Here is a 15,760-nt window from a genome sequence, read left to right as displayed (position 1 = left end):
CCGCCCGCCCCGGGCCGGGCGGACCGCCGCCGGCCGCCGCCCATGCGCCACAATGGGCGGGTACGTGAGCGGGCGGGTCGATGCCCGCCCGCGCCGCCGGCACCGCACCGAAAGAGCCCCCATGCCCAGCCGCATCACCCCCGCCGCCGCCCGCCGCCTGGCCGTCCAGGCCGTGATCGTCTGCGTGATCGCGCTGGCCGCGGCGGTCATCTCGTTCGCCCTGATGCGCAACATCTGGCTCGGGGTGATCTGGACGCTGCTGGCCGGTGTCGCGTCCAACCTCGCCTGGTACTACCGCCGCGCCGCCGCGGCGCCGCGAGCCGCCGACCCGGTTCCCGGGGGCGCGGGCACGCCGGAGTGAACCGGTCGGCGCTCCGCGCCGCTCCCGGGCGGGGCCGGGGTCGGGCCCCGGCCCCGCCCGGGGCCCACGCTCCGCCCCGGTTCCCGTCGGCGCCCGTCAGCGGAAGCTGTGCTCCGCGGCCGGGTAGTCGCCCCCCACGACATCCTCGGCGAAGGCCTTGGCGGCGTCGCCGAGCACCTCACGCAGCCGCGCGTACTCCTTGACGAACCGCGGCTTGCGGCCGCCGGGCCAGTCGGTCATCCCCGCCATGTCGGTCCAGACCAGGACCTGCGCGTCACACTCCGCGCCCGCCCCGATCCCGACGGTCGGGATGGCCAGCTCCCCGGTCACCTGGGCCGCCAGCTCCGCCGTGACCAGTTCCAGGACGACGGAGAACGCGCCGGCGTCCTGCACCGCCTTGGCGTCGCGCCGCAGTCGCTCGGCCGCCTCCTCGCCGCGCCCCTGCACGGGGTGGCCGCCGTAGGCGTTCACCGACTGCGGGGTCAGCCCGATGTGCGCCATCACCGGGATGCCCGACCGCACCAGCAGGTCGATCGCCTCGGCCGAGCGCTCGCCGCCCTCCAGCTTCACGGCCCCGACTCCGGCCTCCTTCATCAGGCGGGTGGCGTTCCGCAGCGCCTGGACCGGCCCCTCCTGGTAGCTGCCGAACGGGAGGTCCCCGACGACCAGCGCCCGGCGGGTGCCGCGCACCACCGCCGCCGACATCATGACCATCTGGTCGAGCGTCACCGGGACCGTCGAGTCGTACCCCAGGTGGGCGTTGCCCGCCGAGTCGCCGACCAGCAGGACCGGGATGCCCGCCTCGTCGAACACCGCCGCCGTCACGGCGTCGTAGGCGGTCAGCATCGGCCACTTCTCGCCGCGCCGCTTGGCAGCGGCGATGTCGCGCACCGTCACCCGGCGGCTGCCGCGGCCGCCGTAGAGCGAGGGGCTGGTCTCACCCGACGCGGGTACTCCCGATGTGCGGGCAGGCTCGTTCGACTGCGTCATCGCAGAACTCCTGTTCGTCGTCTCGAGGCGCCCTTCGGCGTCCCCGGATCACCTCCATCGTCCCACCGCCGCCGCGGCGCCGAGAAGGTGCCGTACGGCGGGACGGGGAGACGTCCGTCACGACGCGCGCGGCCGCGGAAACGGAACCGGGCGGTCCCTGCGTGACGTCCCGGTATCCGAGAGCGACGCCCGCGACCCGGCGGTGACGGGCCCGTGACCGTGCGGCAGCCCCGCCGGCGGCCCCGGGCGGTGACCGATCGGGCGACACGACCAGGCGTGAAACACCCCGGAGCGGCAGCGTCCGATGTCGAGCCGGGGCGTCGGCTCGCCTATGGTTCCTGGGGCAAGACGTCACGCCAGCGAGGGGGAGAGATGGCACGCACCGACACCTCCGCAGTAGCACCGGCGCCCGGAGCCGGTGAGTCGGGGAGTGAAGGGCGCCGGGCCCCCAGATGGAGCGACCGCAGCGGTCGTTGGCGCCGCGGGCTCGTGATCGCCGCTCTCGCACTGCTGACCGCCGCGGTCATGCTCCTCCACTCCAAGCTGCCCAACTCCGTGGGCAACCTGGGCAGTCTGATCCAGACCTTCCTGCCGTGGTTCGGGCTGGCCGTACCGGTGCTGCTGGTCTGCGCCCTGATCCGCCGTTCGGTGTCGGCCGTCGCCGCGATCACCGTGACCGTCATGGTCTGGGTCAACCTCTTCGGGGGCGCCCTGCTCGACAAGACCGGCGAGGGCGGCGCGCTGATGGTGGTCAGCCACAACGTCGACGCCCACAACCCCGACCCCCGCGGCACCGCCCGCAGCCTCGTCGAGGCCGACGCGGACGTGCTCGCCCTCCAGGAGATCCCGGAGGGGCAGGAGGAGCTGTACGACTCGGAGTTGACCGACGCCTACCCCTTCCACAGCGTGCAGGGCACCGTCGGCCTGTGGAGCCGGTACCCGATGGGCGACAGCGAGGAGATCGACATCGGCATGGGATGGCCGCGTGCCATGCGCTCCACGGTGGAGACCCCGCAGGGTGTCGTCGCCGTCTACGTCGCGCATCTGCCCTCGGTCCGGGTGGAGTTCCGCTCCGGCTTCACCGCCGGGCAGCGCGACCGCGCCGCCTCGACACTGGCCGACGCGATCTCCGCCGAGCGCCACGAGCGGATCATCCTGCTCGGCGACCTCAACGGCACCATGAACGACCGCGCCCTGGCACCGCTGACCTCCCAGATGCGCTCCACCCAGGGCGCCACCGGGCGGGGGTTCGGGTTCAGCTTCCCCGCCCAGTTCCCGATGACCCGCATCGACCAGATCCTGGTGCGCGGTGTCGAGCCGGTCTCCTCGTGGTCGCTGCCGGCCACCGGCAGCGACCACCTGCCGGTCGCCGCGCGCATCGACCCCTGAGCGCCGGCGCCCCGGCCGTCGACGGGTGACCGCGGCCGGCCGGTGAGGAACCCCACGTGCCGCGCCCGGAGTACGCGTCCGGGGTGTGCGACAGTGGTGGCAGAGCCGCGACAGGCTCCCGGACGAGTGCGTCGTACCCGGCCAGGACAAGACGACGCATGGAGGGATCGTCGTGGCCTGGCTGCTTCTCGTCGTCTCCGGAGTCCTGGAGGCCGTCTGGGCGACCGCCCTCGGGCGCTCGCAGGGGTTCACCCGGCTCGGACCCAGCGTCGTCTTCGCCGTGGCGCTCGCGCTGTCCATGGCGGGGCTCGCCCTCGCCCTGCGCACCCTGCCCGTCGGCACCGCCTACGCGGTGTGGGTGGGTATCGGCGCGGTGGGGACCGCCGGGTACGCGATGGCGTTCGGCGGTGAGCCGGCGACCGTGCTGAAACTGCTGTTCCTGGCGGGCATCGTCGGCTGCGTGATCGGCCTCAAACTGGTGCACTGACCGCCGCCCCGCGGCACACCGACGGCCGCACACCGGAACGGTGTGCGGCCGTCGTGCGCGCTGGGCCCGTCCCCCGAGGCGGGCCCACCGCGGCCCGGGCGTCAGCCCAGGCCGGACCCGGGGGCCCGGTCGTGGGCGCCGGTCTCACGCCACCCGTTGGTGATCGGCAGGCGGCGGTCCTTGCCGAAGCCCTTCGGCGAGATCTTGGTGCCCGGGGGGTACTGCCGCCGCTTGTACTCGGCCGCGTCCACCATGCGCAGGATCCGCGTCACCAACTCGTCGTCGAACCCGGCCGCGACGATCTGCGCGTGCCCCTGGTCCCGGTCGACGTACCGCTCCAGGATCGCGTCCAGCACCGGGTAGTCGGGGAGCGAGTCGGTGTCCACCTGGTCGGGACGCAGCTCCGCACTGGGCGGCTTGGAGAGGGAGTTCTCCGGGATCGGCGGGGTCTCGCCCCGCTCGGCCGCGTGCGCGTTGCGCCAGCGTGCGAGCCGGAAGACGGTGGTCTTGTAGACGTCCTTGATCGGTCCGTACGCGCCGACCGAGTCGCCGTAGAGGGTCGAGTACCCGCAGGCCAGCTCCGACTTGTTGCCCGGGGCCAGCACGATGTGGCCCTCCTGGTTGGACAGGGCCATCAGCAGCGTGCCGCGCAGCCGCGACTGGAGGTTCTCCTCGGCGAGGCCGGTCAGCTCGGTCGCGCCCATGTAGGCGGCGAACATGGGCTCGATCTCCACCGTGCGGAACGGCAGGCCGGTGCGGTTCGCCAGCTCGGCGGCGTCGTCGCGGGAGTGGCCGGAGGAGTACCGGGAGGGCATCGAGACGCCGTGCACGTTCTCAGCGCCGACGGCGTCGCAGGCGATGGCGGCCACCAGCGCGGAGTCGATACCGCCGGAGAGGCCGATCAGCACCGAGCGGAAGCCGTTCTTGCGGACGTAGGCCCGCAGCCCCATCACCAGCGCGCCGTAGATCTCCTGCTCGTCCCCGGTCGCGGGCGCCACGCTCCCGGTGTGCACCGGGTCGTAGACCGGCAGCGGGTCCGCGGTGATCGTGCGGTGGTCGATGCGCAGGCCGTCCGCGACGCTTCCCGAGGGGACCCGGCCGGCGGCCGGCAGGTCGAGGTCGACCAGCAGCAGTTCCTCGGTGAACTGCGGGGCGCGGGCGATCACGGCGCCGTCCGCCCCCACCACGATGGAGTCGCCGTCGAAGACCAGCTCGTCCTGGCCGCCCGTCATCGCCAGGTAGGCCGTGGTGCAGCCGGCCTCCTGCGCCCGCTTCCGCACCAGGTCCAGGCGCGTGTCGTCCTTGTCCCGCTCGTACGGGGAGGCGTTGACGGAGAGCAGCAGGCCGGCGCCGGCGGCGCGTGCGGCCGGGACCCGGCCGCCGTCCTGCCAGAGGTCCTCGCAGATCGCCAGCGCGACGTCCACGCCGTGCACCCGCACCACCGGCAGGGTCTCCCCGGGCAGGAAGTAGCGGAACTCGTCGAACACCCCGTAGTTGGGCAGGTGGTGCTTGGCGAAGCTCAGGACGACGGCGCCCTCGTGCAGCACCGCGGCGGCGTTCTGCGGCGCGCCGGCCGGCTGGCCGTAGCGGGCCCCGGCCTCCGACCGGTCGAGATAGCCCACGACGACCGGGAGAGCCCCGAGCCCCTCGCTCGCGAGCCGAGCGGCGAGCTCGGTCAGCGCGGCGCGGCTCGCCTCGACGAAGGACGAGCGCAGCGCCAGGTCCTCCACGGGGTAACCGGTGAGCATCATCTCCGGGAAGGCGACCAGATGGGCGCCGCCCGCGGCGGCGCGGCGGGTGTGTTCGACCACGGCGTCGGCGTTGCCGGCGAGGTCGCCGACGCGGGAGTCGATCTGGGCGAGGGCAAGTCGTAGCTGAGGCACGCCGCCGAGTCTACGCCTCTAATCGTCTAACTGACGAGATGTGCGCGGTGCGTCGCCCGTCACCTCCGCGCGCGCTCCGCGACGGTGGCCCGGGTCACGGTGACGGAGCGCCGGGGTGCGCCCCGGCGGGGGCTCACCCCGGTGCCGCCGCCGGGCTTCCGCACGCCGCCGCAACACGCGTCGGTGTCCGGCGGCGACGCGGGTACGCAACGCCTGCGAAACGGTGTGGTGGAATGCTCGTGTGCCCCGGGAGTACCGGGGTCTTCCAAGGTCCGGTGCCTTGCCGCGTGACCAGCGAGGATGGGTGGAGATGGACAAGCAGCAGGAATTTGTGCTCCGGACGCTGGAGGAGCGCGACATCCGGTTCGTCCGACTGTGGTTCACCGACGTGCTCGGCTATCTCAAGTCGGTCGCCGTCGCCCCCGCCGAGCTGGAGCAGGCGTTCGACGAGGGCATCGGCTTCGACGGCTCCGCCATCGAGGGCTTCGCGCGCGTCCATGAGTCGGACATGATCGCCAAGCCCGCGCCGGCCACCTTCCAGGTGCTGCCCTGGCGCGCCGAGGCACCCGGCACCGCGCGGATGTTCTGCGACATCCTCATGCCGGACGGCTCCCCGTCCTACGCCGACCCGCGCTACGTCCTCAAGCGGATCCTGTCCAAGACCTCCGACCTCGGGTTCACCTTCTACACCCACCCCGAGATCGAGTTCTTCCTCCTCAAGGACAAGCCCGTCGACGGCAGCCGGCCGACCCCCGCCGACTCCTCCGGGTACTTCGACCACACCCCGCAGAACATCGGCATGGACTTCCGCCGCCAGGCCATCTCCATGCTGGAGTCCATGGGCATCTCCGTGGAGTTCTCCCACCACGAAGGGGCCCCCGGCCAGCAGGAGATCGACCTCCGCTACGCCGACGCGCTGACCACGGCGGACAACATCATGACCTTCCGCCTCGTCATGAAGCAGGTCGCGCTGGAGCAGGGCGTCCAGGCGACGTTCATGCCCAAGCCCTTCTCGGAGTACCCCGGTTCGGGCATGCACACCCACCTCTCGCTGTTCGAGGGTGACCGCAACGCCTTCCACGAGACCGGCGCCGAGTACCAGCTCTCCAAGGTCGGCCGCTCCTTCATCGCCGGACTGCTGCGTCACGCCGGGGAGATCTCGGCCGTCACCAACCAGTGGGTCAACTCCTACAAGCGCATCTGGGGCGGCGCCAACCGCCCGGCCGGCGCCGGCGGCGAGGCGCCCTCCTACATCTGCTGGGGCCACAACAACCGCTCCGCGCTGATCCGGGTGCCGATGTACAAGCCCGGCAAGACCGGCTCCACCCGGGTCGAGGTCCGCTCGCTGGACTCCGGCGCCAACCCCTACCTCGCCTACGCGGTGCTGCTCGCCGCCGGCCTCAAGGGCATCGAGGAGGGGTACGAACTCCCCGCCGGCGCCGAGGACGACGTCTGGGCGCTGACCGACGCGGAGCGCCGCGCGCTCGGCATCGACCCGCTGCCGCAGAACCTCGGCGAGGCCATCGACCTCATGCAGCGCAGCGAACTGGTCGCGGAGACCCTGGGGGAGCACGTCTTCGACTTCTTCCTTCGCAACAAGAAGCAGGAGTGGGAGGAGTACCGCTCCGAGGTCACCGCCTTCGAGCTTCGCAAGTCCCTCCCGGTGCTGTAGGCACGGGACCGACGCCTGTCCTGCCGCCCTGGGTGCGGCGCAGCGGGGCTCCGCCACGAGCGCGGGGCCCCGCTGCGCGTTGGTGCCAGGAGGACGCGACGTCCCGGCCCACCGCCCGCTCGGGGTCTTCGGCGGCAACGGGGCCGGCTCAGGGCCGTGCGCCGGCCCCCGCGGTTCCCGGGTGCCGTCCGCGGTTCGGCTGCCCCGGGGCAGGTCCGGCCATCGATGCCCCGACCATCAGGTCTGGACCTTTGTTCGGTCAGGGGTCTAGGCTCCAGAGCGCTCCGGATGCCAACTCGTCTCGCCCCGCTGCTGGATGGGAATGCCTATGATCGACATAGTGATGGTCCTCCGGGCGGAGGACGCGGTGTTGGACTTCTCGACCGTCCTCACCGCCCCCGACCGTCCCGAGGTCCGTGTCGTGGTCGCCGGGGCCGGCGACGTCGTGGTGCTGTCGCCGGACGGCGACCCTCTCGACGCCCTGGCGGCGCTGGGGCAGCGGGTCCGTCCCGGTGGCGTGGTGGGGGCGTCACCGGGACCGGACGCGCTCACCGAACTGATCGACCGGACCGCCGGCGGCGCCCCCGCCCGCGTGTGGACCCATTCGCCCGGCGACAACCGGCGCAGTCGCGGCCGGCTCGGCCGGGACGCGGCGATCGCCGCCGCCGGCCGTCCGGTGCGGCACGCCGTCGGGTACTCGCCGTTCCTCCAGTACGTCAGCGACGAGGACCGTCCGCTCACCGCGGCCGACACCGCGCGCAAGACGGCGTTCGTCAACCGCTGGTGCGGCGGGCTGCTGGCCGAGGTCGACCCCGAGTACCTGGTCGACACCTCCCGCATCCCCGCCGTCGAGCGCTTCTTCGCCGGCGACGCAGAGGAGCGGGAACGGCTGTTCGCGCTGCTCGCCAGCCTCGGCGACGAGGCCGCCGCCGTCGCCGACCCGTGGGAGTTCGCCACCTCGCCCTACGAGCAGGAGCGGCTGGACGCCACCACCGCCTGGGCCGCCCGGTGGGTCCGCCCCGACGACGGGCCGCTGGTCGAGGTCGGCGCCTGCGAGGGCGCGCTGACCGGGCGGTTGGAGCAGAAGGGCTTCCGCGTCCTGCCCACTGAGCCCAACGGCACCTTCCGGACCCGCCTCGACGCGGCCCGCCCGGGGGCGGCCGCAGCGGGTACGGAGGACCTCGCGGCGCTCGCCGCCGGACGACATCGCCCCGCGGCCGCCTATCTGCTGGTCGAGATGTTGTACTACGGCCAGGACCTCGGGCTGCTCGACGCGCTGCCCACCGACACCCTGCTGGTCGCGCTGGAGCCCGGTTCGCTCACCGCACGGGTCGACCCCTGGCTTGCCGGGAACGGCGGTTGGCGGGAGGTCGAACGGGTCGACCTGGTGGGCCCGGCGGTGGAAGCCGTCTGTCTGGGCCGCGCCTACCTCAGCAAGCGCGGCAGCACCGGACTGGTGCTGCGCCGCCGCACCGCCGACTGAGCACCGCGCCCCGCCCCCCCCCCGCTGCGCGCCGCCGGTGCAGCTGGACAGCCGGCCGCACCGCTCGCCCCCACACTGCCGCGAACCGGACCCCCACCGCCACGCGCGTCGCCGTGGCTCGCCGGAGAGGCCCCACATGCCCGCCCCCGCCCCGTCCCGTCCCTTCGATGCCTGCGTCGGCCTCGGCTACCACTGCGAGGTCACCCACCAGCTCCGCCGCGTCACCGGTGACGAGCACGCCGCGTTCTTCGACTGGCTCGACCTCGAACTCGCCTCCGTCATCGAGGCGATCGACAGCGACTTCCGCGACGTGCTGCTCCCGGGCGCCGTCGAACCGTTCAGCGACGGCCTCTGCGCCCTGGACCGCGGTTCGGACATCCGGTTCTTCCACGACTTCGTGGCCCGGACCCCCGGCCGCCTCTCCGCAGCAGAGATCGCCGACCAACTCCCCGCCGTGCGGGCCAAGTACGAGCACCTGGCCGAGCGGTTCCGCACGCGGGCCGCCTCACGGGCGCGGGTGCTCTACGTCCACCACGACGCGTTCGACGAGAGCGGAGCGGCGGACCTGCGGCGGCTGCGCGCCACCATCGCCACCACCCACCCGGGCCACCGGTTCGCCGTGCTGTGGGTGCGTCGAACCCCGCCGGCCGACCGGACGGCGCTGCCGCCGGGCATCGTCTGGGACACCGCGCCGCTGGTCCCCGGACGGTGGCAGGGCGACGACGCCGCCTGGGACGGCCTGTTCCGCCGCCTCGATCCCGCGCGCCTCTGGCCCTGACCGCCGCAGCGCGTCCGCGGCGGAACCGTCCGTGCGCCGGCTTCCCGCCCGCTTCCTGCCACGACCCCACCCGTCCCCGCCCCCCCATATCCGCTTCCGCGCCACCCCCACCGTTCGAGGAGCGCCGTGACCCAGCCCACCGAAGCCGCCGCCGAACCCGCCGAAACCCCCGCGTCCGGCCCCGGCACCCTCCTCCTCTCCCCGCACTTCGACGACGCCGCACTCTCCGTGGCAGGGCTGCTGCCCCGGCTCCCCGGACCCGTCACCGTCCTGACCGTCCACGCGGGTCCGCCGCCGGCCGACGCCGCCGTCTCCTGGTGGGACGCGTCCTGCGGGTTCACCTCAGCCGCCGAGGCGCACGGTGTGCGGGACGCCGAGGACAGCCGCGCCTGCGACCTCCTCGGCGTGGCGCGCCGCACCCTCGGCCACCCCGACGGCCCTTACGGCGGAGACCCCGGCCTCCCCGAACTCGTGGCAGCGCTGGCCGCGTTGCCGGCCGGGACGACGGTGCTGCTGCCGCTGGGCACCAACCAGCCGGACCACCGGGCGGTCCGCGAGGTCGCCCTCCGCGCGCTGGCCGACCGCACCGACCTCACCTTGCTGGTCTACGCGGACCTGCCGTACACCGGGCACCTGCCGGGCTGGGGCGGCGAGCGGACCGACGAGGCGCTGGCGGCCAGCGAGACCTGGGGCGAGGCGTTCCGCGAACTCCGCGGCCGCTTCCGGACCGAGGTCGCGCACGCGGCGCGACTCGACCCCGCCGCGTGGGCGCGCAAGCGGGCCGCCGTCCTCTGCCACGGCTCGCAACTCGCCCCGCTCGCGCTGGACCACGGCGCGTTCCTCGCCGCCGACGGGCCGCTGACCGCCGAGCGGGTCTGGTCGCTCACGCCCGGACCCGGCGTCGGCTGACCCTGCCGCCGCTCGGCGCGCGTTGCGGCTCGACGCGCGCCCCCGGTGACCCCGCCCCGGTGCGTCCCCCGCACGCGTTCGGTGCGTCCCGGCACGTCACGGCCGTCGGCCGCGACCGGCCCCGTCGTGACGCGCCGCGTGCCCGGAGTCGCTACGCTCGACGGCGCACCACCGTCGGCACGGTGGGCGACTCCACCGGGGCCCGGCGCCGGGTCGGCGCGGACCGCGCCCGGACCGCCGCCGCGCGCCTACCGGTGGGACGGCGGATCGGTGAGCGGGAAGGACACGGCGTGGTCGGCGGACGGCGGGAGAGCCTCTTCGGACAACTGGCCCGGCGCGGGTTCAGCGACCCCGCCGCGGCGGAGGAACTCCTCCACTCCGGGGCGCTCGGCCCCGGCGGGCCGGACAACACGCTGCTCGACGGCCTCGGGGCGACCGCCGACCCCGACCTCGCACTCCACGCCCTGGTGCGGGTCACCGAGAACCAGCCCGAGCAGGCGGATCGCACCCTGCTGGTCAAGACCCTGACCTCCAGCAAGCCGCTGCGCGACCGGCTGCTCTCGGTCCTCGGCGCCTCCGAGGCACTGGGGGACCACCTCGCCGCCCACCCCGACGAATGGCGCGTCCTCGTCTCCTTCGACACCGCCGACCTCCATCCCGGGCTCGCCGACTTCGAGACCGCGCTCGCCGGCGCCGACGACCCGGACCGGCTCCGACTGGCCTACCGCCGAGCGCTGTTGATGATCGCCGCCCGGGACCTCAGCGGCACCAGCGGTTTCGTGGAGACCGCGGCGGAGCTCGCCGACCTCGCCACCGCCACCCTGCGCGCCGCGCTCCGCATCGCGCAGGCCGAGTCCCCGCAGGACGCCGAACGGTGCCGGCTGGCCGTCATCGCCATGGGCAAGTGCGGCGGCGGGGAGCTGAACTACGTCTCCGACGTCGACGTCATCTTCGTCGGCGAGGCCCCGGAGGGCGCCGACCAGGAGGCGGAAGGGCCCGCCGTACAGGCGGCGACCCGCCTCGCCGCCCGGCTGATGCGGATCTGCTCCGACACCACCGCCGAGGGCACCATCTGGCCTGTCGACGCCAACCTCCGGCCCGAGGGGCGCAACGGCCCGCTCGTCCGGTCCCTCGCCAGCCATGTCGCGTACTACCACCGCTGGGCCAAGACCTGGGAGTTCCAGGCGCTGCTCAAGGCCCGCCCGGTCGCGGGGGACCGCGCGCTGGGGGAGGAGTACCACGCCGCCCTCGCCCCCCTCGTCTGGGAGGCGGCCGCCCGGGACAACTTCGTCGTCGACGTGCAGCAGATGCGGCGGCGGGTCGAGGAGTCCATCCCCGCCGCCCACGCCGGGCGGGAGCTCAAGCTCGGCCCCGGCGGGCTGCGCGACGTCGAGTTCGCCGTCCAGCTGCTGCAACTGGTGCACGGCCGGGGCGACGCCGAACTGCGCAGCCCCACCACGCTCTCGGCGCTCTCCGCCCTCGCCGACCGCGGGTATGTCGGCCGGGTCGACGCCGCCCAACTCGACGCCTCCTACCAGTTCCTGCGCACGGTCGAGCACCGCATCCAACTCCACCGGCTGCGCCGCACCCACCTGATGCCCGACTCCGAGGAGGAACTCCGCAGCATCGGCCGGTCGCTGGGGTTCCTGAAGGACCCGGTCGCCGAGCTCAACCGCGCCTGGCGCCGTCACGCCGCGGTCGTCCGGCGCCTGCACGAGAAGCTGTTCTACCGGCCGCTGCTGGAATCGGTCGCCCAACTCGACGCGGGCGAGGCCCGACTGTCGCTCGGCGCCGCCGAGGAGCGGCTGGTCGCCCTCGGCTACGACGACCCGACCGCCGCGCTGCGCCACCTCAAGGCGCTCGCCTCCGGCGTCAGCCGCAAGGCGTCCATCCAACGGACGCTGCTGCCGGTCCTGCTGGACCGGTTCGCCGACTCCGCCGATCCCGACGCCGGACTCCTCGGGTTCCGCAAGGTCTCCGACGCGCTCGGCAACACCCCCTGGTACCTGCGGCTGCTGCGCGACGAGGGAGCCGCAGCGGAGAACCTGGCCCGTGTCGTGGCCTCCGGCCGGTTCGCCACCGACCTGCTGCTGCGGGCCCCCGAGGCGGTCTCCCTCCTCGGCGGCGAGGAGGGGCTGCGGCCGCGGAGCCGGGAGGCGCTGGAGCAGGAGATCCTGGCCGCGGTGGGCCGGCACCCCGTCGCCGAGGAGGCCGTGGCCGCCGTGCGCGGGGTCCGGCGCCGTGAGCTCTTCCGCACCGCGGCCGCCGACGTCATCGACGCCTACGCGGAGCCGGGGCTCCGCCCCGAGTCGGTCGACCGCGTCGGTGCGGCGGTGACCGACCTCAACGCCGCCGCCCTGGCCGGCGCGCTGCGGACCGCGGCCCGGACGCACAGCGGGGACGAGCTGCCGACCCGGTTCGCCATCATCGGGATGGGACGCTTCGGCGGCCAGGAACTCAACTACGGCTCCGACGCGGACGTCATGTTCGTCCACGAGCCGCGGGAGGGCGTCAGCGACGAGGAGGCGTCCCGCGCCGCCCACGCCGTCGCCAACGAGCTGCGGCGGCTGCTGCAGATCCCGGCGCCGGACCCGCCGCTCCTCATCGACGCCGACCTCCGCCCGGAGGGCAAGAGCGGACCGCTGGTACGCAGCCTCACCGGGTACGAGGCGTACTACCGGCGGTGGAGCCGGGTCTGGGAGAGCCAGGCGCTGCTGCGGGCGCAGCCGATGGCCGGGGACGAAGAGCTGGGGGAGCGGTTCCTCGCCCTGGTCGACCCCGTCCGGTACCCGGAGGGCGGACCGGGGGAGGACGCCGAGCGCGAGATCCGGCGGCTCAAGGCCCGGATGGAGGCGGAGCGGCTGCCGCGCGGCGCCGACCCCACGCTCCACGCCAAGCTCGGGCGGGGCGGCCTCTCCGACGTGGAGTGGACGGTGCAACTGCTCCAGCTCCGCCACGCCCATGACCGCCCCGAGCTGCGGACGCCGCGGACGCGCCCCGCGCTGGCCGCCGCCCGCGCGGCGGGACTGCTGGACGAGGAGGACTTCCGGACGCTCGACGAGGCGTGGCTGCTGGCGTCGCGGGTGCGCAACGCCGTCCTGCTGGTGCGGGGACGGCCCGGCGACACCTTCCCCAACGCCACCCGCGAGCTGTCGGGGGTGGCCCGCTACCTGGGCTACGACCCCGGCCACGCCGGCGAGATGCTGGAGGACTACCGGCGCACCACGCGACGGGCCCGCGCGGTGGTGGACCGGATCTTCTACGAGAGCTGACAGCAGCCGACCCGCCCACCGGCGCGGGGAGCGCCGCAGGGCGGTGCGGGTCGGTGCGGGTCGGTGCGGGGCGGTGCGGTACTGAGGCGCCGAGGCCGGGTCAGCCGCTGCGACGGGCTCCCGCCGGGAGCTGCGCCGGTCGCTGCTGCCGCGGCAGTTCGCCGTCGCCCGGCAGCCGCCGCTCGGCAGGGCCCTCACCGTCGGGGGCCCGGGCGGCGTCGCCGTCCCCGCCCACCGCCCGGCCGTCGCCGGCGGGGCCGTCGCCGCCGCTGCCCCCGCCGCCGGGCGGCCCGCCGTCACCGTCGGGGCCCGGCTCCTCGCCCTCCGCGTCCCCGGGCCCGCCGCGCGGCCCTGCGGGCGCGGGCACCGTGGAGCCGGCCCCCGCCGCGGCCGCGGCCTGCTCCACGGCGATGTGCCGCGGCAGCCGGTAGCAGAGCGAGCCGAACCAGAGTGCCGAGACCAGGAAGCCGAAGCCGAGGCAGACCAGGCCGCCGACGGCGTCGAGCCAGAAGTGGTTGGCGGTGGCGACGATCACGAACAGCGTCGCCACCGGGTACAGCGCGCCCAGCACCTTCAGCCAGCGGCGGCGGGCCAGCACGGCGATGGTGAGGCCGCACCACAGCGACCAGCCGATGTGCATCGACGGCATCGCGGCGTACTGGTTGGAGACGTTCTGCATCGACTCCGACGACAGCGAGCCCCAGGTCTGGTGGACCAGCCCGGTGTCGATGAAGTCCATGCCCTCCATCAGGCGGGGCGGCGCCAGCGGGTAGAAGTAGTACCCGACCAGGGCCACGGCCGTGGTGGCGAAGAGCACCAGCCGGGTCGCGCCGTAGCGTCCCGGGTGGCTGCGGAACAGCCAGACCAGCACACCGATGGTGACGACGAAGTGCAACGTGGCGTAGAAGTAGTTGACCCCCACGATCAGCCACGTGACGTCGTTGACCGCGTGGTTGACCGCGAGCTCGAAGTCCAGCCCCATCGCCTGCTGGAGGTCCCAGATCTGGTGGGCGTGCCGCTGCGCCGCCTCGACCTGCTCCGGTACCGCGTTGCGGATGTAGGAGTACACGGTGTAGCTGACCGCGATCAGGAGGAGCTCGAACCAGATGCGGGGGCGACGCGGTCGGCGGAGCCGGTCGAGCGGTCTGCGGCGGCTCGACGGGTCGGTGGTCTCCTGGTCCACGTGTGCTGAGTTCACCCGATGATCATCTTTCGGCCCGACGCTGATTGCCCCCATGAGCCGACAGTCTGCCAGAGGGGCGCCGGTCATCCGTCATACTGCGGGGCGGTCCGGAGTGGCTCGGGTCATCCTCGGGTCTGACCCGGCCCCGCAGCCGACCCCGGGGCGGCCGCGGTGGAGCCGCGCACGACCAGCTCCGGCATGAAGACGTACTCGCTCTGCGGGGCCGGGGTGCCGCCGACCTCCTCCAGCAGGGCCCGCACGGCGGCCTGCCCCATGGCGGTCACCGGCTGCCGGATGGTGGTCAGCGGCGGGTCGGTGAAGGCGATCAGCGGCGAGTCGTCGAAGCCGATGACCGAGACGTCGTGCGGGACGTCCAGCCCTCGCTGGCGCGCGGTGCGGACCGCGCCCAGCGCCATCATGTCGCTGGCGCAGACGATCGCCGTGCACCCCCGGGAGAGCAGGGCGCCTGCCGCTGCCTGGCCGCCCTCCAGGGTGTAGAGGGAGTGCTCGACGAGCGCGGCGGTCTCCTCGTCGGTGAGCCCCAGCTCCCGTCGGACCGCGCTGCGGAACCCGGCGGTCTTCCGCTGGACCGGCACGAACCGGGCCGGTCCGAGCGCCAGACCGATGCGGCGGTGGCCCAGCGAGACGAGGTGCGTCACTGCCAGCTGCATCGCGGCGGCGTCGTCGGGGGAGACGAACGGGGCGCGGACCGACTCCGCGTAGCCGTTGATCAGGACGAACGGCACGCCGTGGCCGCGCAGCCGCTCGTACCGGCCGGTGTCGGCGGTGGTGTCGGCGTGCAGGCCGGAGACGAAGATGATGCCGGCGACGCCCCGGTCGACCAGCATGCCGGTGAGCTCGTCCTCGGTGGAGCCGCCCGGCGTCTGGGTGGCGAGCACCGGGGTGTACCCCTGCCGCGTCAGCGCCTGCCCGATGACCTGCGCGAAGGCGGGGAAGATCGGATTGTCCAGCTCCGGGGTGATCAGCCCGACCAGGCCGGCGCTGCGACGCCGCAGCCTCGCCGGCCGTTCGTAGCCGAGGATGTCGAGTGCGGTCAGCACGGCTTCGCGGGTGGCCGCGGCGACACCTGGTTTGCCGTTCAGTACCCGGCTGACCGTCGCTTCGCTGACCCCCGCCTGGGCTGCGATGTCTGCTAGCCGCGCGGTCACGCCACGGACTGTACCGGGCGGTCGGCGCGCCCGGTACCGGGCGCCGGTCCGCTGTCCGGGATGTCCCGGCCGGGCCGCCGCTTGCTCCCGCCGTCGCGTTGTTGCGGCGGCCGGGGACGGGGCGCGCCCGGGGCGGTCGGCGACACCTCGGCGCCGGCGCGGGGACGGTGGCGCGGTCGAGGAG

General features: G+C 74.3%; 11 protein-coding genes, 1 pseudogene and 1 riboswitch. Of the genes and pseudogenes, 8 read left to right on the top strand and 4 right to left on the bottom strand.

The window, feature by feature from the left end; genetic code table 11:
* The first annotated feature begins 121 nt into the window (after positions 1–121).
* On the top strand, positions 122–361 hold the full coding sequence (locus HCN52_RS13170; RefSeq protein ID WP_168088627.1) for a hypothetical protein: 240 nt from the start codon (positions 122–124) through the stop codon (positions 359–361).
* 96 nt (positions 362–457) lie between these two features.
* Here HCN52_RS13170 and panB read toward each other — a convergent pair whose 3' ends face one another.
* On the bottom strand, positions 458–1,351 hold the full coding sequence (gene panB, locus HCN52_RS13165) for a 3-methyl-2-oxobutanoate hydroxymethyltransferase (RefSeq protein ID WP_168088626.1): 894 nt from the start codon (positions 1,349–1,351) through the stop codon (positions 458–460).
* A gap of 372 nt (positions 1,352–1,723) precedes the next feature.
* On the opposite strand from panB, the gene HCN52_RS13160 reads away from it, so the two are divergent.
* Positions 1,724–2,740, top strand: coding sequence for an endonuclease/exonuclease/phosphatase family protein (locus HCN52_RS13160; RefSeq protein ID WP_168088625.1), 1,017 nt, complete (start codon positions 1,724–1,726; stop codon positions 2,738–2,740).
* A 99-nt stretch (positions 2,741–2,839) separates the two neighbouring features.
* A riboswitch (guanidine-III (ykkC-III) riboswitch) is annotated at positions 2,840–2,901 on the top strand.
* 11 nt (positions 2,902–2,912) lie between these two features.
* Positions 2,913–3,227, top strand: a complete 315-nt coding sequence (locus tag HCN52_RS13155) for a DMT family transporter (RefSeq protein WP_168088624.1) — start codon at positions 2,913–2,915, stop codon at positions 3,225–3,227.
* A gap of 101 nt (positions 3,228–3,328) precedes the next feature.
* On the opposite strand, the gene HCN52_RS13150 is transcribed toward HCN52_RS13155, so the two are convergent.
* Positions 3,329–5,110 carry an NAD+ synthase gene (locus HCN52_RS13150; RefSeq protein ID WP_168088623.1) on the bottom strand — a complete coding sequence of 594 codons (1,782 nt, stop codon included), beginning with the start codon at positions 5,108–5,110 and terminating at the stop codon, positions 3,329–3,331.
* A 310-nt stretch (positions 5,111–5,420) separates the two neighbouring features.
* Here HCN52_RS13150 and glnA2 point away from each other — a divergent pair, with 310 nt between their 5' ends.
* The 5 genes from glnA2 (at position 5,421) to HCN52_RS13125 (ending at position 13,224) form a co-directional block, all read left to right on the top strand.
* The gene (gene glnA2, locus HCN52_RS13145; RefSeq protein ID WP_168088622.1) at positions 5,421–6,782 is read left to right on the top strand and encodes a gamma-glutamylpolyamine synthetase GlnA2; all 1,362 of its coding nucleotides are present in this window, start codon (positions 5,421–5,423) and stop codon (positions 6,780–6,782) included.
* Positions 6,783–7,110: 328 nt separating this feature from the next.
* On the top strand, positions 7,111–8,265 hold the full coding sequence (locus HCN52_RS13140; protein ID WP_168088621.1) for a class I SAM-dependent methyltransferase: 1,155 nt from the start codon (positions 7,111–7,113) through the stop codon (positions 8,263–8,265).
* 136 nt (positions 8,266–8,401) lie between these two features.
* A complete protein-coding gene (locus HCN52_RS13135) occupies positions 8,402–9,043 on the top strand; it encodes a DUF1796 family putative cysteine peptidase (protein ID WP_168088620.1) in 642 nt (213 codons plus the stop codon).
* Between the two features lie 126 nt (positions 9,044–9,169).
* Positions 9,170–9,952, top strand: coding sequence for a PIG-L deacetylase family protein (locus HCN52_RS13130; protein WP_168088619.1), 783 nt, complete (start codon positions 9,170–9,172; stop codon positions 9,950–9,952).
* Between the two features lie 290 nt (positions 9,953–10,242).
* Entirely contained in the window at positions 10,243–13,224 is a 2,982-nt protein-coding gene (locus HCN52_RS13125; RefSeq protein ID WP_168088628.1) for a bifunctional [glutamine synthetase] adenylyltransferase/[glutamine synthetase]-adenylyl-L-tyrosine phosphorylase, read from the top strand.
* A gap of 382 nt (positions 13,225–13,606) precedes the next feature.
* Here the strand turns inward: HCN52_RS13125 and HCN52_RS13120 are convergent.
* A pseudogene (locus tag HCN52_RS13120) lies at positions 13,607–14,461 on the bottom strand (phosphatase PAP2 family protein); the annotation flags it as partial.
* A gap of 68 nt (positions 14,462–14,529) precedes the next feature.
* Positions 14,530–15,576 (bottom strand): LacI family DNA-binding transcriptional regulator, encoded by a 1,047-nt coding sequence (locus HCN52_RS13115; RefSeq protein WP_168088617.1) that lies wholly within the window; start codon positions 15,574–15,576, stop codon positions 14,530–14,532.
* Positions 15,577–15,760: the final 184 nt, after the last annotated feature.

The sequence above is a fragment of the Streptomyces bohaiensis genome (assembly GCF_012033785.1).
GTDB lineage: Bacteria > Actinomycetota > Actinomycetes > Streptomycetales > Streptomycetaceae > Streptomyces > Streptomyces bohaiensis.
The sequence above is the reverse complement of the archived record's forward strand: the minus strand, read 5'-3'. Positions and strand labels throughout refer to the sequence as shown.

Bases quoted from the DNA above. Each gene is read 5' to 3' on its own strand.
- HCN52_RS13170 (WP_168088627.1), top strand. From the start codon at position 122: ATGCCCAGCCGCATCACCCCCGCCGCCGCCCGCCGCCTGGCCGTCCAG.
- panB (WP_168088626.1), bottom strand. From the start codon at position 1,351: ATGACGCAGTCGAACGAGCCTGCCCGCACATCGGGAGTACCCGCGTCG.
- HCN52_RS13160 (WP_168088625.1), top strand. From the start codon at position 1,724: ATGGCACGCACCGACACCTCCGCAGTAGCACCGGCGCCCGGAGCCGGT.
- glnA2 (WP_168088622.1), top strand. From the start codon at position 5,421: ATGGACAAGCAGCAGGAATTTGTGCTCCGGACGCTGGAGGAGCGCGAC.
- HCN52_RS13140 (WP_168088621.1), top strand. From the start codon at position 7,111: ATGATCGACATAGTGATGGTCCTCCGGGCGGAGGACGCGGTGTTGGAC.
- HCN52_RS13135 (WP_168088620.1), top strand. From the start codon at position 8,402: ATGCCCGCCCCCGCCCCGTCCCGTCCCTTCGATGCCTGCGTCGGCCTC.